Annotated in this window: 18 protein-coding genes and 1 tRNA gene; 15 read left to right on the plus strand and 4 right to left on the minus strand. The window is 38.6% G+C overall.

Annotated elements, in window-relative coordinates; all coding sequences use genetic code 11:
* Positions 1–149: 149 nt before the first annotated feature.
* Positions 150–1,181 carry a non-homologous end-joining DNA ligase gene (gene ligD, locus KZC02_RS05870; RefSeq protein ID WP_221393258.1) on the minus strand — a complete coding sequence of 344 codons (1,032 nt, stop codon included), beginning with the start codon at positions 1,179–1,181 and terminating at the stop codon, positions 150–152.
* Between the two features lie 432 nt (positions 1,182–1,613).
* Here ligD and KZC02_RS05875 point away from each other — a divergent pair, with 432 nt between their 5' ends.
* From KZC02_RS05875 to KZC02_RS05920, 11 genes are all read left to right on the plus strand, one after another.
* Positions 1,614–1,907, plus strand: coding sequence for a hypothetical protein (locus KZC02_RS05875; RefSeq protein WP_221393259.1), 294 nt, complete (start codon positions 1,614–1,616; stop codon positions 1,905–1,907).
* A 165-nt stretch (positions 1,908–2,072) separates the two neighbouring features.
* Positions 2,073–2,318, plus strand: a complete 246-nt coding sequence (locus tag KZC02_RS05880) for a hypothetical protein (protein WP_221393260.1) — start codon at positions 2,073–2,075, stop codon at positions 2,316–2,318.
* Positions 2,279–3,034 carry an MBL fold metallo-hydrolase gene (locus KZC02_RS05885; RefSeq protein WP_229254454.1) on the plus strand — a complete coding sequence of 252 codons (756 nt, stop codon included), beginning with the start codon at positions 2,279–2,281 and terminating at the stop codon, positions 3,032–3,034. The genes KZC02_RS05880 and KZC02_RS05885 overlap by 40 nt, the downstream gene beginning before the upstream one ends.
* A gap of 304 nt (positions 3,035–3,338) precedes the next feature.
* Positions 3,339–3,839, plus strand: a complete 501-nt coding sequence (locus KZC02_RS32820; protein ID WP_310590409.1) for a hypothetical protein — start codon at positions 3,339–3,341, stop codon at positions 3,837–3,839.
* Positions 3,814–5,187, plus strand: a complete 1,374-nt coding sequence (locus KZC02_RS05890; protein WP_310590410.1) for a glycoside hydrolase family 2 — start codon at positions 3,814–3,816, stop codon at positions 5,185–5,187. Before KZC02_RS32820 ends, KZC02_RS05890 begins: the two co-directional genes overlap by 26 nt.
* A gap of 345 nt (positions 5,188–5,532) precedes the next feature.
* Positions 5,533–5,958: a metallophosphoesterase gene (locus KZC02_RS05895; RefSeq protein WP_221393261.1), complete on the plus strand. Its 426-nt coding sequence runs from the start codon at positions 5,533–5,535 to the stop codon at positions 5,956–5,958.
* Positions 5,928–6,260 carry a hypothetical protein gene (locus KZC02_RS05900; RefSeq protein ID WP_221393262.1) on the plus strand — a complete coding sequence of 111 codons (333 nt, stop codon included), beginning with the start codon at positions 5,928–5,930 and terminating at the stop codon, positions 6,258–6,260. Before KZC02_RS05895 ends, KZC02_RS05900 begins: the two co-directional genes overlap by 31 nt.
* Positions 6,261–6,468: 208 nt before the next feature.
* Complete coding sequence (treZ, locus tag KZC02_RS05905; RefSeq protein WP_221393263.1) at positions 6,469–8,316, plus strand: malto-oligosyltrehalose trehalohydrolase; 1,848 nt, start codon at positions 6,469–6,471, stop codon at positions 8,314–8,316.
* Positions 8,309–12,529, plus strand: a complete 4,221-nt coding sequence (gene treY, locus KZC02_RS05910; RefSeq protein WP_221393264.1) for a malto-oligosyltrehalose synthase — start codon at positions 8,309–8,311, stop codon at positions 12,527–12,529. Before treZ ends, treY begins: the two co-directional genes overlap by 8 nt.
* A gap of 181 nt (positions 12,530–12,710) precedes the next feature.
* Entirely contained in the window at positions 12,711–13,070 is a 360-nt protein-coding gene (locus tag KZC02_RS05915; RefSeq protein ID WP_221393265.1) for a hypothetical protein, read from the plus strand.
* Between the two features lie 506 nt (positions 13,071–13,576).
* Positions 13,577–14,221, plus strand: coding sequence for a response regulator transcription factor (locus tag KZC02_RS05920; RefSeq protein WP_221393266.1), 645 nt, complete (start codon positions 13,577–13,579; stop codon positions 14,219–14,221).
* 965 nt (positions 14,222–15,186) lie between these two features.
* Here KZC02_RS05920 and KZC02_RS05925 read toward each other — a convergent pair.
* Positions 15,187–15,260, minus strand: a tRNA-Asp gene (locus KZC02_RS05925).
* 157 nt (positions 15,261–15,417) lie between these two features.
* On the opposite strand from KZC02_RS05925, the gene KZC02_RS05930 reads away from it, so the two are divergent.
* From KZC02_RS05930 to radC, 4 genes are all read left to right on the plus strand, one after another.
* A complete protein-coding gene (locus KZC02_RS05930; protein WP_221393267.1) occupies positions 15,418–16,518 on the plus strand; it encodes a Nif3-like dinuclear metal center hexameric protein in 1,101 nt (366 codons plus the stop codon).
* A 100-nt stretch (positions 16,519–16,618) separates the two neighbouring features.
* A complete protein-coding gene (locus KZC02_RS05935; protein ID WP_221393268.1) occupies positions 16,619–17,365 on the plus strand; it encodes a zinc ribbon domain-containing protein in 747 nt (248 codons plus the stop codon).
* Positions 17,366–17,468: 103 nt separating this feature from the next.
* Positions 17,469–19,004 carry a hypothetical protein gene (locus KZC02_RS05940; protein ID WP_229254009.1) on the plus strand — a complete coding sequence of 512 codons (1,536 nt, stop codon included), beginning with the start codon at positions 17,469–17,471 and terminating at the stop codon, positions 19,002–19,004.
* 63 nt (positions 19,005–19,067) lie between these two features.
* Entirely contained in the window at positions 19,068–19,772 is a 705-nt protein-coding gene (gene radC / locus KZC02_RS05945; protein WP_221393269.1) for a RadC family protein, read from the plus strand.
* Positions 19,773–19,836: 64 nt separating this feature from the next.
* Here radC and KZC02_RS05950 read toward each other — a convergent pair whose 3' ends face one another.
* Together KZC02_RS05950 and KZC02_RS05955 are read right to left on the minus strand one after the other, a co-directional pair.
* Positions 19,837–19,974 (minus strand): hypothetical protein, encoded by a 138-nt coding sequence (locus tag KZC02_RS05950; protein ID WP_221393270.1) that lies wholly within the window; start codon positions 19,972–19,974, stop codon positions 19,837–19,839.
* Complete coding sequence (locus KZC02_RS05955) at positions 19,971–20,786, minus strand: DUF3298 and DUF4163 domain-containing protein (protein ID WP_221393271.1); 816 nt, start codon at positions 20,784–20,786, stop codon at positions 19,971–19,973. The genes KZC02_RS05950 and KZC02_RS05955 overlap by 4 nt, the downstream gene beginning before the upstream one ends.
* Positions 20,787–20,806 lie beyond the last annotated feature (20 nt).

Here is a 20,806-nt window from a genome sequence, read left to right on the forward strand (position 1 = left end):
TCAATAGACAGCAAAATATTCTACTCCTGAAAAACCTTATGAATTGCAGTGGAATCGTCTTTGATCAGTAAGTGAATAAATATACTACCAATGGCTTTTCAGGGCTTTCGCTAAGGCCAGGCAGAGAAAAACGAACTGGTATGTCATTATCAATATAGAAGATTTATGGAATCAATGCCGGCTTCCGTTTCTATAATTACTTCTTTTGCCTGCTTGTCTTCTCTGAGCCCGACAAATGATGGATGACGGAAAACACCGTCTGTCGTAACTTCGGAAAAATGTACTTCACAAACAATTACCGGCTTTATCCATACGATACCGGAACCGGATAAACTGCCCCGAAAACGCTCGAACCTATTGTAAGCAGATTTTGCAGTAAATGGGCTGCTGCTTATAATCAGTGTTTCGAAAATTTTCAGGAGCTCTTTTTGCTGTTTGTCTTTAAATCCTGTACCTACTTTTCCTGCATATTCCAGTATATTATTGTTATAAACGCCGAGCAAAAGTGAACTGAAAAGTTTTGATGTGCCTTCGTTTCTTGTATAACCGACAATAATGACTTCCTGGCGCTTTTGTATCTTTATTTTCAGCCAATCCTTTGTGCGGACACCAGGCAGATAATTACTATCTGACCGTTTGGCCATGATTCCTTCCAGACCTAACTTTTTTGCCGCTTCAAAAAAACTAATTCCATCGGATTTTACACTATAACCGCTTCGGATTATACTGTTTTTTGGCAGAATGCTTTTTAGTAAAGCTTTTCTTTCCGAAAGTGGTATTCCTGTCAGGATTTTCCCTTCCATCCATAAAATATCAAAAACATAAAATAACAGTTCGCCGTCTGATTCACTCCGCCAGTTTTGTAAGGAGCCGAAATCGGCAATTCCGTTTTTGTTTACAACGACTATTTCCCCGTCAACAACTGCATGAACATTCCACTTTTTAATAGCTTCCAGAACCGGTGGAAATTTGCGGTTAAAGGAAATATTATTTCTTGATTTTAGCTGGGAATCCTCTTCATTAACGAATGCAAGCGCCCGGTAACCATCCCATTTGACTTCATATTCCCAGCCCTCATTTTCAAAGGGAGCATCCGTTAATGTTGCAAGCATTGGTATCCAATCAGGGTCGAAATCTCCTATTGGTGCCTTTTCCAGCACAGAACTTACCTTTTTCTTCATGTGGCTTATTCTTTTAGTATTGCTCGGCATATTGATTTTTGACGAGAGGTATAAATTTTAATACCAAAAAGATGCCAGAACCTGAAAATTCAGGAACCAGTTTTCATACAATCAGTACAAAAATCCCTTAAAACCAACTAACTCTTGCCTTATACGTTTAAATAGTTAAGAATAGCCCATTTTGAAGAATTATACTACACTTGTGGATATACGGAGCAAAATATCTACAATAAACTATGAATCAATTTTTTACATATTATCCAGTCCGTATAGTTAGGACGTTAAAATTTGAATAATTGCAGGGATTTTGATCACAAATTATCTAAAGTCAGCGAAGCGGCTTTCGTATAAGCAGGATTTGAGCTGAAACTGGAACAAATTTTGATACCACAAATTCTGATATAACTCAATATCAACTAAATAAGTCACAATATGAAAAATCTTACAAAGATTGCCTTACCAGCACTCCTATTTGTGTCAGGCATCACGTACGCTCAAACAACAACGACTCCGTCTACTCCGCTCAATTCACAGCCAAGTACCCCATCAACCGGGAATCCTTCCGAAGACACACTGATCAAAGGTAAAAAACCAGGAATGGCTATGGATACAACAAACAAAAGCACTACCGAGATGAAGGCAGACACTACAAGCAAAACTCCTAATTCAACAGGAACAACAAACAGTAGTGACACAACTGCAAATCCACGCAAACCGAATGACTAGAATTATTTAGTGGTTCGCAAGGTACAGGTCAGCATGCCGCACGGTTCAGAATAGTACTAATTATTCATTTTTTGGTATATTACAAAATGAATAGTAATTGAAAGCAAACATTACTTGACTAGTTACACTTAGCCTAACGTATTTTAACTATGAATACATTTAACTATGAAAGGTAAGCGAACCGTTAGTGATTATTTTGAAGTAGCACCGGGTGTTTGGGGACTGAAAGATATACTTGTAAACATTTATATGATTCAGGATGAAGAAGATTACTCCTGGGTGTTACTTGATACTGGATTTAAATCATCTTACTCAAAAATCAAAAATATGGCGGTTGAGCTTTTGGTGAACAAAATCACCCGGAAGCAATTATTCTTACACACGGCCATTTTGATCATGTCGGTTCGGTAGCACAACTGGCAGAGTGGTGGCAGATTCCAATTTATGCACATTATCTGGAGTTGCCATATCTAACAGGAAAATCATCGTATCCACCTCCGGATTCAACAGTCGGAGGTGGTGCAATGAGTTTTCTTGCAGATTTTTATCCCAACGAACCCATTGATATTAAAAGGCATATCAAATCATTACCGAAAGACTCCAGCGTTCCCGGCTTGCCCGACTGGCGTTATATACACACTCCAGGCCATGCTCCCGGCCATATAAGTTTATGGCGGGAAAAGGATAAAATACTTATAGCAGGAGATGCGTTTGTTACCACCCGGCAGGAATCTGCTCTGTCGGTTATTTTACAATATCAGGTCATAAGCGGCCCTCCGAAATATTTTACTTACGACTGGGCACAGGCAGAAGAATCAGTACAGATCCTTGCTGCCCTTGAACCTGAAATCGTCGCTGCCGGACATGGTAAGCCCATGAGCGGGAATGAAATGCTGCTGGAATTAGAAGAACTTGCCGAAGAGTTTAAAGACCAGGCTATTCCAAAACATGGACGATACGTAAGTGAACCGGCGATTGCTGATAAAAACGGGGTTGTGTATGTTCCTCAAAAGGAAGCGGATTCCTATACAGCCATTGTAGCAATAAGTGGAATAGCCGCAGTACTTGTACTTGGCTGGATATTAATTTCCAAAAATGCCAGAAATAAACGGGAAGCAGGAGTTTAAATTATTAAGGTTTAATTGTTAATGCTTTGACATGTAAGTCGAACGCTTAATCCATCAATGTTTATCCTGCAACTCTAAACCTAAATAACCTTAATTCCTTAATGGTTAAATAATTGATTCAAGGTTAAACCATCGAAATGTTTGACACCCGGAGGTAAAACTTCGTTCGGTATTGATAAATTAACATGTTATATTATTTCTTAAAGGTCGCACACAGCGGCCTTTTTATTTGTAATATGCAGGTACATGGAATGATTGTTTTTTATGTAACCGTAAAGGCGTATTATTTAAGTATAAGTAACTCATGACCACAGTGGCAATACATCCAAATTACGGGTTTTCTAAATCGAAGGAAGAATTAGTTGACAATGAAAATTATGTTTATCCATTACCACGTGCGGTAATCCGTCCAAATGAATACTTGCTGCTCGACGGAGAATGGAGGTTTTCACATGATATTCACGACAATGGTTTACAGGAAAAATGGTTTATAAAACATGACTATGAACAAATTGCACACTGGCCGGGAAGTGTGGAGACTCATATATCACAGGCAATAAAATCTGAGTCCTGGCAGGACAAAGTGGTGGTTTGGTACGAACGGAATTTTGATCTTCCTCAGCTTGAGGCTGATCCACAAGATCCGGGTTCGCTTTTTCAGCTCTCTTTTGGAGCCTGCGGATATGAAACACAGGTTTGGCTAAATGGTTTTCCGCTAACTACCATTGAAGGTGAAGAAGTGCATACAGGTGAGTATACTTCCTTTTCGTACGAACTGGATGAAAAAAATCCTGCTCCCGGTTAATAGAATAACAGTCAGGATCGCCAGTTCTATGGATGCGGATCTTACGCGCGGCAAACAGGAATCACGTGTTTATAAACGTGGAGGTATCTGGTATCAGACTTACACGGGTGCGGTAAGAAGTATCTGGCTCGAAACGGTGGAGAGAAACCGTTTACGCTCGAGGGTTGGTGTTATTAGTATTATTGAGGATAACCTGGTACGTTTTAACCTGACTACACGTATACAAGATCCTGGTTCATACAAAATCCATTTGAAAGTTTATGATGACAAATCCGGTAATCCTAATCCGATTGCAGAAGACGAATTTCCAATAGTTTTGCATTCCGGGCAAAAATCGCAACGGCTGGTAATGAAAATCCCTGACGCAAAATACTGGTCTCCACAATCCCCTGCTTTATATCGCCTTGTAGCGCAGCTCATTGATAAAGATGGTTATATAGCAGAAATAGAAACCGGGTTTGGGCTTAGGAAAATTGAAGCGCATGGAAGCTGTTTATACCTGAACCATGAACCTGTTTATATGGATGGTATTCTATATCAGCCAGGTGCATCTTCTTACGAAGAAATAAAGAGGCATATGTATGCCATGAAAGATTTGGGCTGTAATCTGGTAAGGATCCATATTTCCGGGGTCGATCCGCGTATCTATAAACTGGCTGATAAAATAGGAATGCTTCTTTGGGTTGAAGTACCAAGCCCGCATCAGTCGAGTATGAAAAGCCGGGACAATCACCGAAACGAATTATTAAGAATGCTGGCGCTGATCGGAACACATCCTTCGGTTATTATCTGGAGTTTGTATAACGAAGACTGGGGCGCACAGGATATTGCTACCAATCCCGAAACAAGGCAGTACATTATGGACACTTACCATTATATGCAAATTGCTTATCCGCAGTTTCTGGTGGTTGACAATGATGGCTGGCAGCATATTTCGTATGAAGGAAGTCTCAAATCAGATTTGTTAACAGCCCATTTGTATACCGCAGACCCTCACAGATGGAACCAGATGCTGGACGATCTGTCGGCTGGAAAACTGGATACCGTTGCTGCGTTTCCGCTGGTGGTAGGCGACCCATACTTTTTCCGCAAACAGGTTCCATTGATCGTTAGTGAATGGGGAGGTTTTGGTTTTGCCAATTATGGCGGCCCACAAAATGATGACGCAAGAGCGACTTTAATAAAATCATTCAAGGACGAATTGCGAAAAAGGCCAGTAGCAGGTGATATTTATACGCAGGCTACCAACATTGAAGAAGAGCAGAACGGCCTGATTGACGCTAAAACGGGTAAATTAAATGTGCCGGCTGGTTTATTGAATTCGCAGGATTTTGGGTTTACAAAGTAAAATGCTTATTGCCAACGAGTTACCACCGCACAAATTCAAGGTTGATACTTGGTGTCCCGGTAACTTGGTGGCAAATATATTTTACATTAGTATCTCTTTTATCCTTCCAATACTTTAATAATATTACTCCCCAACGTATCAATGGAATAGTATGCATGTGAGCACATTTTGGAATCGGATAGGTTTGTGAATTTTCCTTATTTTTAATATTGACTCCGCCGTATTTTAAGGAGATTTTATGTCGAATTCTTTCGTATTACTATCAGCAATCGTCAGCCATCAAATTGATGAAAGGAACGAGATTTTGTATGATAGCAGAAGCAATACTGTCTTACAATACAATTCATGAAAAGGTCTGATACAATGAAATCAAAAACCTGGGTGTTAGGAGATATTCACGGAGCATACAAAGCGCTGAAACAAGTGATAGAAAAAGCTGGTATCGGTCAATATGATCAATTGATCTTTCTGGGGGATTATGTTGACGGCTGGCCTGAGTCTTATCAGGTTATTGATTATCTCATGAATCTTTCCAGGCATTACTCATGTACCTTCATTCGTGGTAATCACGATATCTGGTGTGGTTCCTGGCTTGCAGAAAATGTGGCAGATCAGGCCTGGCTGGAAAATAAGGGCAGTTCTACTATCACTAGTTACGCCGGAATCGGCCAGGAAGAAAAAGCTTGCACTCCGTTTTTTTTGAGGGTTTCAAAGACTATTATCTGGATGAAGAAAACCGGTTGTTCGTCCATGCAGGATTTACAGCTATAAAAGGCGTAACCGAAGAACCTTTTACTTTTCATTTCAATAACGACAGAACGCTCCTTGAAACAGCACTGGCCATGGATCAGAAAATGGACACTGAATCATTATTTTTCCCAAAACGATTAAAACTTTATAAGGAGATTTACATTGGCCATACTCCAACCACGAAATATGCTATTACCGTCCCGATCAATGCCTTGAACTTATGGAATATGGATACCGGTGCATCACAGGGCGCCCGTATATCTATTATGGATGTCAATACAAAAGAATTCTGGCAAAGTGATAATGTAGAGGATCTTTATTGAATTTTATGGAATTCAAAATATTCTACAAACAAATTTTCATCATCAATTTTCCATGGAATTAATTCAATTGATTCTACATTAGTTATTCATTTTAACCTACGAAATTGAAAGAAAGGGAATAATTTTCTACTATTCCCCTGTTCCTGATTGGCATAGTATTTATCTGCAATCACTTCAACCGGCAGCTAACTAAATTCCGGTTGATTATATGAACAATGTGAATATTGCCACCCGGATCATTGGCGTGAATTTCGATAAAAAAGGGCAGGCAAATGTAGTTTTATGGGCACCAGAAGTACAACAAGCCGAAATTGTTATTCTGTCCCTGGATCAAAGCATTCCGTTAGTAAGAAAAGAACATGGCTATTGGACGCTCACAACCAATGCCCTGAAAGCAGGTGAACTGTATCGTTTTATATTAGACGGCAACGAGCAGTTTCCTGATCCTGTTTCTTTATCACAGCCGGATGGCGTTCATGGTGCTTCACAGGCTATGGACATCACATCATTTGAATGGTCGGACCAAAACTGGAAAAATCATCCGTTGAAAAATTTTATCATATATGAGCTCCATACAGGCACCTTTACGACTAAAGGTACTTTCGCATGTTTGGAAGATAAACTTGATTATTTGATAGATCTTGGCGTCACGGCCATTGAAATTATGCCGGTTGCGCAATTTTCCGGAGACCGTAACTGGGGATATGACGGGGTTTTTCCGTTTTGTGTTCAAAATTCGTACGGAGGAGCTGAGAGTTTACAGCATTTGGTTGATACATGCCACGATAAAGGACTGGCCGTAATTCTGGATGTTGTATTCAATCATATTGGCCCGGAAGGTAACCATCTGGAAAGCTTTGGCCCTTATTTTACAGACAAATACCATACACCCTGGGGTAATGCAATAAACTTCGACGATTCGTGGTGTGATGGTGTCAGGCAGTTTTATATTGAAAATACATTGATGTGGTTCCGTGATTTCCATATTGATGCATTACGTATGGATGCGGTTCATGCCATCAAGGATTTCAGTCCGGTTCATATTCTGAAAGAGATTAAAGAACATGTTGACCAGCTGATGCAGGAAACCGGCCGCCGCTATTACCTGATCGCCGAACTGGACTTGAATGATACGCGGTTTATTAATGCGATTGATAAAGGCGGATATGGAATGGATAGCCAGTGGATTGATGAATTCCATCATGCATTAAGGGTCAGTTCGGGACAGGAACGATCCGGATATTATTCAGATTTTGACGGAATCACATCTCTGGCAAAATCATTTCAGGACGCCTACGTATACGATGGACAGTACTCGGATCATCGTAAAAAGAGATTCGGAATTAAAGCTTCTGACAATCCCGGACAGCAGTTTGTTGTATTCTCCCAAAACCATGATCAGGTAGGAAACCGTATGCTTGGAGAGCGCACCAGCGAACTGGTTAGCCCGGAAATGCAAAAACTATTGGCAGGAGCCGTTTTCATAAGTCCCTACATTCCAATGCTTTTTATGGGAGAAGAATATGGCGAAACAAACAGGTTCCAATATTTTGTCAGTCACACAGATCCTGAGCTTGCAGAAGCCGTTAGGAAAGGCCGGAAGAAAGAGTTCGAAGCATTTCATAGGGAAGGACAAGCTCCCGATCCAATGGGCGAAGAAACTTTCATTAATTCCAAACTGCAATGGGAATTAACTGATAAAGAAACACATAAAACATTACTCAGCTATTATACCAAACTAATTGAAATCAGAAAGCAGCAGCCGGCAATACATGTTTTAAACAGAAAAGAATTATCTGTGGAATGTAATGTAGAGCAGAAGATAATCATTTTACACCGGCAGTATAAAATTCAGGATATTATCTGCCTGATGAATTTTTCAAGAAAAGCGCAGCAAATCCGGGTTCCTGTTTATGCACCAGTATGGTCAAAACTGTTAGCATCATCTGACAAAAAATGGAACGGGCCAACCGATTTACCTGAGTCAGTCTCAGAAGAATTATCACTGGTGCTGCCGCCGGAATCGTTTACAATTTACACCAACATGTATGAATAACCCAATTGCAACGTATCGTTTACAATTCCATAAAGCGTTTACTTTCACAGATCTTGAAGAAATCATTCCTTACTTACAAAAGTTAGGAATAAGTACCATTTATGCTTCTCCCGTTTTTAAATCAACATCCGGAAGCACACACGGTTATGATGGAGTGAATCCCAATGAAATTGATCCGGAAATTGGTACACTTGAAAAACTGTCTGAAATAAGTAAAACTTTAAAAACACATCAGATTGACTGGTTACAGGATATTGTCCCCAATCACATGGCTTTTGGTTCCGAAAATCCCTGGCTGATGGATATTTTCGAAAAAGGCAGGCAGTCGGTATACGCATCGTTTTTTGACATTGCCTGGAACAGCCGATTGTTTCATGGAAAACTCATGGTTCCATTTCTGGAATCGGATTTGGACGAAGCTTTGGAAAACAATAAAGTAACGGTTGAATTTGCTTCCGGCCGGTTGGTGCTCAAATATGAAGAATCGGCTTTCCCGCTTAACTCAGGTTCATACCTTACCATATTGAGTTCGGAAGAGCTTACTAAAAACCAATCCATGGCTCAGATTTCGGCTCAAATCAAGGAAATTAACGAATTGGAAGAACCACAGGTTTTTTCCCAAAGATGGAATGAGCTTGTATTACAATTGGCTTCTCTGTACAACAATGAAACAATAAAAAAACTCATTGAAGTTAGACTTGATGAAATAAATGAAAGCAAAGAAAAATTATCCGAGATAATTGATCTGCAAACGTATGAATTATGCCACTGGCAAAAAACAGAGCACCAGATCAACTTTCGGAGGTTTTTTACTGTTAACGACCTCATTTGTATTAATATTCAAAATGAAGAAGTTTTTCAGGAATACCATACACTTATTAAATCCCTGATTGAACAAGGCGTTTTTCAGGGATTGCGGATTGACCATATTGATGGCCTTTATGATCCGGAGTTGTACCTGAACCAGATCCGGGAACTGGCTGGCAATGATACTTATATAGTTGCTGAAAAAATTCTTGAAAAGGATGAAAATTTGCCTCAAAACTGGCCAATTGAAGGCACAACCGGATATGAGTTTCTGGCAATGGTCAATAATTTACTGACTGATAAAACAAGTGAACAAACATTTACAAACTTTTATCAGGAATTAAAAGGAGAAAAACTACCCGTAAAAAATCAATTGCTCACAAAGAAATCGCACATTCTATATGACCAGATGGGCGGAGAACTGGAAAACTTATTTCAGTTATTTGCAGAGTTGAATCTCGCTGAGAAGGAACATATCGAAGAAATCGGCAAAGAAAACGTCAGGAACGCTATTGGTGAATTTTTAATTCATTGTCCGGTTTACCGCTATTATGGCAACCGTTTTCCAATTGATCATGAAGAGTTTACCGCATTGGAAAATATTTTTAATGAGGTAAAGAAAATCCATCCCCAACTTTCAGCAGCCGCCGGGTTGATAGAGCAATCCTTACTGGAAAAGACAAAAGAGGGTAATAAGGAATATAATGAAAGGGCATTAGAGTTTTATCAGCGATGTATGCAATTTACTGGTCCGCTTATGGCAAAAGGCGGTGAAGATACATTGATGTATACTTATGAGCGCTTCATTGGGCATAATGATGTTGGCGATACTCCTGAAAGTTTTGGACTTTCAATGGAGGATTTTCATAAAAAAATGAAACAACGCCAAAATGACTGGCCCCTCTCGCTGAATGCTACATCCACACACGATACCAAGCGCGGGGAAGATGTGAGGGCAAGATTGAATGTACTCACTGAACTTCCTGATTACTGGATTGACAACGTTAAGAAATGGCAGGAGATCAATGCTCCACTTAAGAAAAAGTTGTCCGCACCAGACAGCAATGATGAATATCTGATCTATCAAATGTTACTGGGAGCATTTCCCATGCCAGACGAAGATGAGGACGACTTTGCCAATCGGTTTGATGAATATTTGCAAAAAGCCTTACGCGAAGCAAAAACAAATTCCAGCTGGGCTCAACCTAACGAAGATTACGAAACCGGAACGAAGGAGTTTGTACATACCATAATGAGTAAAAACAGTGATTTCTGGAAAGAGTTCTCAAAATTCCAAAGTGAAATAGCCGATTACGGTATTGTCAATTCACTTGCGCAGTTATTGTTGAAGTTTACTTGTCCGGGTATACCGGATGTGTATCAGGGTTGTGAATTGTGGGATTTCAGCCTGGTTGATCCTGATAACAGGCGACCGGTTGATTTTGCAAAGAGACAACGATGGCTTACTGAACTTGAAAATGATCAGGAAAACTTTTTGGAAAACCTCTGGAAAGATCGTAACAACGCGTGTATTAAACTTTGGCTGACACAGCAGCTTTTCAGTTTACGGAAAGAAAATCATGCACTTTTTTCAAACGGCAATTATGTTCCGCTGAAGGTGAAGGGAATATACAAGGATAATATTCTGGCTTTTGGACGTAGTTATAAAAATACTTTTCTGGTTGTAGCGGTGCCTATACATTCTGCTGGTTTGTGTAAAAAACAAGGAAAAGATTTATCCGAACTGGATTGGAAAAATACGCAGATTGTTATTCCCAAAGGCCTGAATGCCGGGTGGGAAAATATATTGGATGGAAACAAAACAGAACATTCCTCCAATTTTTCACCTTTTGAGCTGTTTAAAAATTTCCCCGTCGCAGTTTTACAAGGAAGTAAAATGGCTAACGAGCGAAATTCCGGGATTCTGGTACATATTACTTCGCTGGCTTCGCATTTTGGTATTGGTGATATGGGTCCCGAAGCCTTTGCTTTTGCTGACTTTTTGAACCGTGCTAACCAAAAAGTATGGCAATTACTTCCTCTAAATCCAACAGAAGCCGCTCAGGGAAACTCCCCATACAGTGCTTTATCAAGCCGGGCCGGAAATCCGCTTTTGATAAGTCCGGAAGTGCTCGTTAAAGATGGTTTACTGGAAAATACGAATTTGCAAGAATATTATTTACCGCAGAATGGTAAAACAGACTACGAAAAAGCGGAGCGAGTTAAAATAGATTTGCTTGAAATGGCTTATGCTAATTTTACAGAGGATACTATTTCGTTTCCAAAAGAAAACTTTGAACAGTTTTGTACAGATAATAAGGAATGGCTGGATGATTTTTCAATTTATATGGTTTTGAAAAACTTAAATGAATGCAAACCATGGTATGAATGGGAAGAAAAATTCAGGCTCCGGGATGCTGAAACGTTAACAAATCTGGAAGACGCTGAAGCTGATCAGATACAGTTTGTAAAATGGGTGCAGTACATTTTTGACAAACAATGGAAATCACTCAGAAAATATTGTAATAATCTGGATATTAAACTACTCGGAGATATTCCGTTTTATGTAAGCTATGATTCAGCCGATGTTTGGGCACATACAAATCTTTTTCTCATAGATAAAACCGGAAAAATGACAGGAGTTGCAGGCGTACCTCCCGATTCCTTTTCAGAAGATGGCCAGCTTTGGGGAATGCCGGTTTTCAACTGGGAAGCAAATAAAGAGCAGGAGTATAAATGGTGGATAGCTCGTTTGCGCAAAAATACTGAGTTATTTGATGTGGTCCGTCTGGATCATTTCCGTGCTTTTGCCGATTATTGGGAAGTTTCGGGCGGAGAGAAAACCGCTGTTAACGGAGAATGGAAACCTGGACCGGATGCGGCTTTTTTCATAACCGTTGAAGCTGCGTTGGGAGGATTACCGTTTGTTGCTGAGGATCTTGGAGAACATAGCGCCGCAGTTTCCAGGTTACGGGATGAATTTAATTTGCCGGGCATGAAAGTACTGCAGTTTGCTTTTGAGGATAACATGCCACAATCAGATCATATTCCGCATAATTTCACACCCAATTTTATCGGTTACACAGGAACACACGACAACAATACAATAAAAGGCTGGTTCAGACAGGATATAGATGAGGAAAAGCGCAAAAGACTGGAAGAATATGCAGGACGCAAACTGGATGAAAACAATATAAATCAGGTGATGGCAGCCATGATTTATTCTTCTGTTGTAAAAACGGCGATGCTTCCGATTCAGGATGCATTAAATCTGGACGAAACCAGCAAAATGAACATTCCTGGTTCCAGTAAAGACAATTGGTTATGGCGTTTAAAACCCGGACAACTGACCCGGGATGTAGAAAAGCGGCTTAAAAAATGGACTGCACTATACAACCGTGATTGATATAAATTATTTGGGAGATGAAGTTGGGAGATACCTTATGCCCTTCTTCACTTTTATTTTTCAACTTCATCCGTTTGGTACTTCCGGGGAATAATTCTTTTATCAGGTTTAAATACAAACTATTGATTATCAACAATATTTAAGATTAAATCTTATCAAGGTCTGGGGATCAAATATGCAAATGGAAAAAGTAGATTTAAACCTGCTGGCTATCATTAATCAGATTATTTCGGATCTTTCCGATCGGTCAAAACACTATCTGGTTTTAGCCAATTATTATTTTTATCATGACAAGCTAACCAATTTTGCTCCGGTGTATTTTAATAATGATGCTATTGACGATATACAATTAACGGAAGACGGAATGAGATGTAAACTGGTTTTTTACAAAGAGGATAGCGATGACAGATTTACGATTCGGATTCCCTATAACCAGATTGGGAAAATTACAAAATGCGAGGATTCGGAATTTGTTAAGGAACACACCCTTTTTTTAAATGAAGAAGTCATGCTGCGGTACGAGGTCTTTAAAGATATTTGACAAAGCTAATTTACATGTAAAATTGCAGTGGAAGTCATTAGTTTTAATTCTATAATAAATAATCAAATCCTATATTTGTTCTATATCAATAGAAAACATTCCCCATCCAAACAGATATTATGTATTTAGCTGTATTAATAAATACGTAAAAAAAACTGCACTAATTTAAAATGTAGCCGCCTTGTACAATTTTTTAAAAAATACTCATAGTATTTTTGCCATCAGCTACAAACAATATGGCGATATCAGTCAGTTTATTAGCAATTAAAAACCCTTTTGATAAATCATTGTCATTTATGTTTGACATAAAAAATTAGAATTAATCCCATAGCGGGCAAAATAAAACAATAAGCATTTCTTGTAATAGAGCTACCATAATTGTAGCTGCATTTCAAACCGATTTTATAACGTTGAGTTTAAACTTTCATACTCCTGGCTTTGCCGGGAGTACTGATTCTTTTTTTGATTGCAAAATATTGAAAATATTCACAACAAACCATACCACAATGACAATTGCATTAATCGACAAACATCCCATTCTACGCACTGGACTGGTTTTTTTCATTAAAGATCACTTTACTGAGGCGACAATACTCGAATCTGACAGTATAGTTACTTTTTATGAATCCTACCGTGATCAAAAACCAGATCTTATCATTTTAGGGATCAGCCAGGATTCCAATAGTAACAATCTTAATTTTATTAATCTTGTAAAAAAGAAATATCCAAAGGCAGCAATTGTACTTTATGATGAAAAGCCGGGAACATCAATGGGCTTCCATTATTTGAAGGCGGGCGTTAAAGGATATTTGTCAAAGCAAAACAATCTAACTGAGTTAATTGACTGTATTACAGACGTTTTAAAAGGAAAAAGGTATATTTGCAATGATGTATTAGAAATTATACTGGACGGAAATTTTGTAGAAAAAATTGATTCCCAGGAAGAAAATATCTCCCTTACATCCCGCGAATACGAGATCGCGCAATATTTAAGCCAAGGCATGAAAACATCCCTGATTGCACAAACGTTGGGAAGAAAAATGTCAACAATCAGTACAATCAAGACCAATATCTTTAAAAAGCTGGAAGTAGATAATATTCTGAAATTAAGAGAGGTATTGTTACCAAAAAGCAGCGTATCGATGAGATAAAAACCAACAGGAAGACAGCAGTTATTTTATACGTTCATAGAGAAGCGTCAGCATCACATTTAATTCCTGGTTGGTAAAATTTTAGGATTATACCAATCAGGATTTTTTGTATTTTTATTCGAAGACAATTCAACATGGTTACCTAATTTCAATCCATGTTCAAATCAACAATGCTCCAAGACGCTTTTTGATATTGCCCCAAAATCTAACTTCCGCCAAGACCAATAAATAATTTATTCTATCTGACTACTTCGGTAAATAGAATTTAGTATTATTTGTATTTTTCATTCCTTACATATTATTGTTGAGAGCGAAATTTATTGAATAGAAAATTTATCTGTATTCTTCAAATCGAGTTTAATCGTAATTGTTTTACTTTCAAAAGGAATTTGAATACTAACAAGCTTACAAATCCCAAATAATTGTAAAACAGCAAGAAAAAATTATTAGCGAATACTACAAAAGATATTGGCATTGAGCTTATTAAATTCACATGAATTTTAAGGATTATATGACTTCGAAGATAAATTCGGATATCATTTTAATAGGATCACAATAATCCAAATCAGTAGTCTTCTTTTTACTTCCAGTATTTGAAAGATGATTCAAATATATAATCCTGCAAAAATTAAATCGTACTGGTTTTTTATAACTAATCTTATGGAGGAAACTCTGTTCATCCGCATTAGGCTAAATGGCGATCCGTTACGAGTTGATTTATTTCAGGCATGCATTTTCCAGGTAACGAAAAAATCTAAGGCATAAAAAAAGCCCAGATTTCTCTGAGCTTTTATTCGGCGGTCTGGGGATACGGCCATCCGGCGGGACTTGAATTGCGTGGCAATCGTAGCACCTGCGAAACGTCTTACCCGGACTACTACATGTGTGGCATATATATATATCCAAACCAACTTAAATCTCTAATTCATAAAAAAAAGCCCAGATTTCTCTGAGCTTTTTTTCGGCGGTCTGGACGGGACTCGAACCCGCGACCCCATGCGTGACAGGCATGTATTCTAACCAACTGAACTACCAAACCGTTTCGTTTGTACCATCTTTCTGGTTAACGTGGTGCAAAACTAGTATTTTTATTTTCCATTGCAATACTTTTGGTTTTAAAATTGTTATTTATTTGCAAATAAAATGTGAAATAATCAGAAGCATTCTGATTATGAAATAGTTGTAACTCGTTAAAAATGTCACAAATTAAAGATATTACCAGGGTGCTGGAAAAACTTGCGCCTCTATCCTATCAGGAAAGCTATGATAACGCCGGATTACTCGTTGGAAGTCCGGAAACTGAAATTACCGGCATTTTATTTAGCCTGGATGTTACAGAAGAAATAGTTACTGAAGCAAAAAATAAAAACTGTAACCTTATAGTTGCGCATCATCCCATTATTTTTAAAGGACTGAAAAGACTTAATGGCAGTAATTATGTTGAAAGAACTGTAATTAAAGCAATCAAAAATGACATTGCCATTTATGCCAGTCACACGAACCTTGATCATGTGAAACAAGGTGTAAACTGGAAAATAGCAGAAAGGCTCGGACTGGAAAATGTTAAGATCTTATCCCCAAAATCGCAGCTTCTGAAAAAGCTGACTTTTTTTGCTCCAAAAGCAAATTCGCAGGCTGTTTTGGAAGCGCTATTCGAAGCGGGTGCTGGAAGTATAGGACAGTATCACAATTGTAGCTTCAAACTGGAAGGAACCGGAACATTTTTACCTGATGAATCTGCGCATCCATTCATTGGTACAGCCGGAAATCTGGAAGAGGTAAATGAGCACCGGATCGAAGTTATGTTACCTGCACATTTGGAGTCCAGGATTATTTCCGTTTTACATCAGGTTCATCCTTATGAGGCAGTTGCTTATTATATGCATGCACTTGAAAATAAAAATCAGGAAGTAGGAGCCGGGGCCATAGGGGAACTTTCAGAAGCGATGGAAGTGAATGACTTTTTACAGTTGTTAAAATCGCGGATGAATGCCGGTGTTGTAAAATACACTGCTCCGTTTGAAAAAAAGATTAAACGGGTTGCTGTATGTGGCGGAGCCGGAAGTTTTCTGTTATCCGATGCAAAGCGGGCTAATGCAGATGTTTTTGTAACGGCTGATTATAAATATCATGAATTTTTTGATGCGGAAAATAATATAATGATCTGTGATATTGGACATTACGAAAGCGAAGTATTTACTAAAGATTTACTGTATCATTATTTGTCAGGAAAATTTAGTAATTTCGCACTCTGTTTGTCGGAGGTCAATACCAATCCTGTCAAGTATTTTTTTTAGAAAGCAATTTATAAAGTTAAATATCTGATAACCTGTTAAAAACGCCGACTTACTTTCTCTCACCAAATTACGCATTGAAACAAGTCCATTAAAGACATACATGGAAAACACAATCGCTCAAAAATTAGACGCTCTCCTGAAATTGCAGGAAATTGATTCAAGCCTTGACGAAATTCTGAAAACTCGTGGCGATCTTCCGGAAGAAGTTAGGGATCTGGAAGATGAAATTGCCGGTTTTGAAACACGGTTATCAAAATTTAAAAGCGAAATCGCTAGTTTAAATTCTGAGATTGACAGCTTCAAAAATGCTCAGAAGGATGGAGAAAAGCTGATCAAAAAATACAAAGATCAACAAATGAATGTTCGCAATAACCGCGAATATGACGCTATCACCAAAGAAATTGAGTTGCAGGAACTTGATATGCAACTGGCTGATAAAAAAATTAACGAGGCAAAAGCCCGTATACGTTTGATCGAAGATGATGCAAGCCGAGCTGAAAATGTATTAAACGAAAGGAACGAAGACCTTAAAGCTAAAAAAGGAGAACTTTCTGTTATTACCAGCGAAAGTGAATCGGAAGAAAAAGCACTTCTGTCAGAACGTGAAAAACACATCAAAAAAGTAGAGGAACGCCTTTTGAAATCTTATCAGAAGATTCGCGATAATTCCTTAAACGGATTAGCAGTTGTACATGTTTCCCGCGGTGCATGTGGGGGATGTTTCAGTATTGTTCCGCCACAAAGACAAGCAGATATCCGTGAACGCAAAAAATTAATTGTTTGCGAACATTGCGGTCGTATTCTTGCCGATGTTGAAAGTGTTGAACCAGTACATCAGCGCAGATAAAAAATATTATCATTGAGTAAAAAGGTTGTCTTTCCGGCAACCTTTTTTTGTTGTTACCTGCTTTTGTCTTTGATACTAAACATTCCCGGTTGCTGAAAATGAATTGTTTTTTTCAAAAATTTGCAAACTCAAAAACTATCCTCATTTACTCTGCCTGATCTTTATATTTTCAGTTGGATACTTATTTACGGTTCAGGCAGATACCAGTAATTATTATGTAAAGTTTACCCCCAAATTACAAAAGGCATATTTTGAAATCCAGAAACTACGCATTCAGCCCGCACGTAACCTGATCGACGAAGAACGTGCAAGCAATACTGGAAATGGATTTATCCAATATCTGGATAACTATGCTGATTTGCACTATCTGCTCATTTCAGAAGATAAAATAGCTTACAAAAAAATGTCAGAAAAAGAAGATGAAAGGCTGGCTTCATTGAACAAGCTCCCCGATTCTTCTCCCTACAAACGTTTCTTCCAGGCGGAGATACGAATGCACTGGGCATTTGCAAAAATCAAATTTGGCAATGAGATCAGTGGCTCATGGGATGTGATCAAAGCCTATCGCCTGCTTGATGAAAACCGAAAAAAATTCCCGGCTTTTCTCCCTACTTTAAAATCATTAGGGCTTCTACATATTTTAATTGGTTCAGTACCCGATAATTATACCTGGGTCACTAAAATTTTAGGTTTAAAAGGAAATATCAAATTAGGGGTTCAGGAAATAGAAACAGTCATAAGTGAAGAACCATTTTTCCACCAGGAAGCACAGTTGATAAATCTGCTGCTTCATGCTTACACGCTACAATTAAGCGAGCAGCAACTGGCCAAAATAAAACAACTACCGAAAGATCAGCCGGATAATCTGCTTTTACATTTTTTTGCGACTACAATCCTGATAAAGGAAGGAGACAGCCAAAGTGCTTCCTATTATCTTAGTTCAGCTCCTACCGGCAATACATATATTGATTTTCCTTTTTTAAATTACCTCAAAGGCGAAATAGCGTTACAACGGGGCAAATATGATAGTGCAGCGTCTTGGTATTTGCTTTTCCAGAAAGAGTATAAAGGATTTAATTACATCAAAGACAGTAACATGAAGCTGTTTATGTGCGAGTGGCTGGCTAATGATGATGTGCATGCGGATATTTATATCAAAAAAATTATCGCTGGCGGAAGTGCCATTATTGAAGGTGATAAATTCGCACAAAGCTTTGCTGAGGAATACCAATCCGGCAAAATAACTTTCCGGCAAAAAATCCTGTACCGGTCCCGATACGCAACCGATGGTGGTTTTTTAGATCAGGCAATGGATATTTTAGCTCCTTATTCAGAAAAATCATTTGTTACCCTGGAAGATAAGGCTGAATTCAATTACCGTAAGGGACGGATTTTACAAAAATCGGACAAAACAGAGCAGTCAGTCTCCTATTTTGAGCGTGCTGTTACACTTACTAAAAATTCTTCAATTGGATTTGGTGCCAGCGCTGCCTTACAATTAGGATATATATCGAAAGATAAAAAGCAAAATGTACAAGCTATTTTTTTCTTCAAAGCTGCCATGGCTTATAAGAAACATGAATACAAAAATAGCATTGACAATAAGGCACACGCTGCATTAAGCGAACTTGGACAATAATTATCCATTACTATTTTCTTCATGTTTCGTCATAGGAATCAGCGATTCTCATCCATAATTCCTATGTCAGAAAACGATTACTACAATCCAAGAAAAATCCTAACCTGGGCGGAAGAAGACCGTCCCCGCGAAAAACTTTTACTGAAAGGAAAATCAGCTTTATCCGATGCTGAACTTATTGCCATTCTGATTGGCTCAGGAACGGTTAAACTTTCTGCGGTCGATGTAGCCAAAGGTATTATGAATGGTGCATCCAATAATATCAATGACCTTGCAAAACTGAGCCTGAAAGATCTGATGAAAAACAAAGGTGTCGGAGAAGCTAAAGCCATCACAATAATAGCAGCGCTGGAACTAGGCCGCAGGCGAAAAGATACTATTGTCGAAAAACGGCGAAAAATTATGGGATCGCAGGATGTCTACAACGAAATGCGGCCTCATCTACTGGATCTCCGCCATGAAGAATTCTGGATTATTTTATTAAACAGGGCAAATGAAGTTATTCGGCCATTCCAAATCAGTATTGGCGGCGTGACAGGTACAGTAGCTGATACCAAAATGATCTTCAAAATGGCTATTGAGAATCTGGCAAGTTCCCTGATATTGGTTCACAACCATCCATCAGGTCAATTAGTACCCAGCAAAGCGGACAGAGATCTTACACGGAATATCGTTGAAGCCGGACATATTCTGGATATCCCTGTATTGGATCACATGATTTTCACGGATAATGGGTTTTATAGTTTTATTGATTCCGGGGATATGTAAAAGAAAGGTTAAGAAAGTTTAACGCTGGATTGTGATGGGTTAGCAAAGTACGCTATGGGTTTAATTAATTTGGATAATAATCCGTGGCACGGCTGTTCAATACAGCTTTGAGAATAACCGCATGGATCAGCCGTGGATACGCACTCAATTCATCATTATCAGCAAAATACAAGTCCTTCTCTGCGTGAATCCTCAATTTCAAAAAACCAGCTCCTTCTTAACCATTCCGTTCAACTCCGCATAGGGAATAGTAAATTGGATCACGCCCTTTACATACGGAGCTATTTCGTAAGGATTATAATAGAATAGGATACCATTACGGGTGAAGCTGTAATTTGCAGGCAGAAAAAACCGGTGGTTTGATAAAAAATATCCTTCTTCTTCGAGATCCTTATCTGAGGTTAATTTTTCGGTTTTCCTGAAAGCCGCCTCTACTTTCTTCAATAGTGCAGCTGTATCAGAAACAAAAGTTTTCATCTCCATTTCAGCACCCGTTTTTCCATCAAATATATGCAGCGATTTGAAACTGTTGGGATGTGCACCACCTGTAAAGGAATAATGATCTATCTGATATAAAAAAACCTTTGGAGTTACCATAATTGTATCCCCTTTCACCTCAACTTCCCAGCAACCCGGAGCATCAGGAAATTCCTTTTTAAAAGCTGCATAATTTTTCGCAAAAACTTCATACGCCGCTTTTACGCTATTTCTGGCTTCCGGATTGGAAGCAACACTTGCAGAATCGGCGTATGAATTAATTCTTTCAATAACCTTTTTATCAAGCTGAGCACTTATCTCTTTTGTGACTTCACCGGAATCAGACGGCATCCATAAATTTACCCGTACAGAAACTCCACTGTTGCTAACTGAATCACAATAGCCAAACTTTTCCTTGTTTTGTTTGCCATTATTCAGGCCAGGTACTGTTTCAGCAACTTCCTTTTTGGAAGCAGGATTACAGGATAATGTGATTGCAAAAAGTGCCAGTAAAGTAAAATATCCGGATAGACGCATTTTAAAGAAGTTAAATAGAC

Origin of the sequence: Dyadobacter sp. NIV53 (genome assembly GCF_019711195.1) — a bacterium.
In the GTDB taxonomy this organism is placed as follows: Bacteria; Bacteroidota; Bacteroidia; order Cytophagales; family Spirosomataceae; genus Dyadobacter.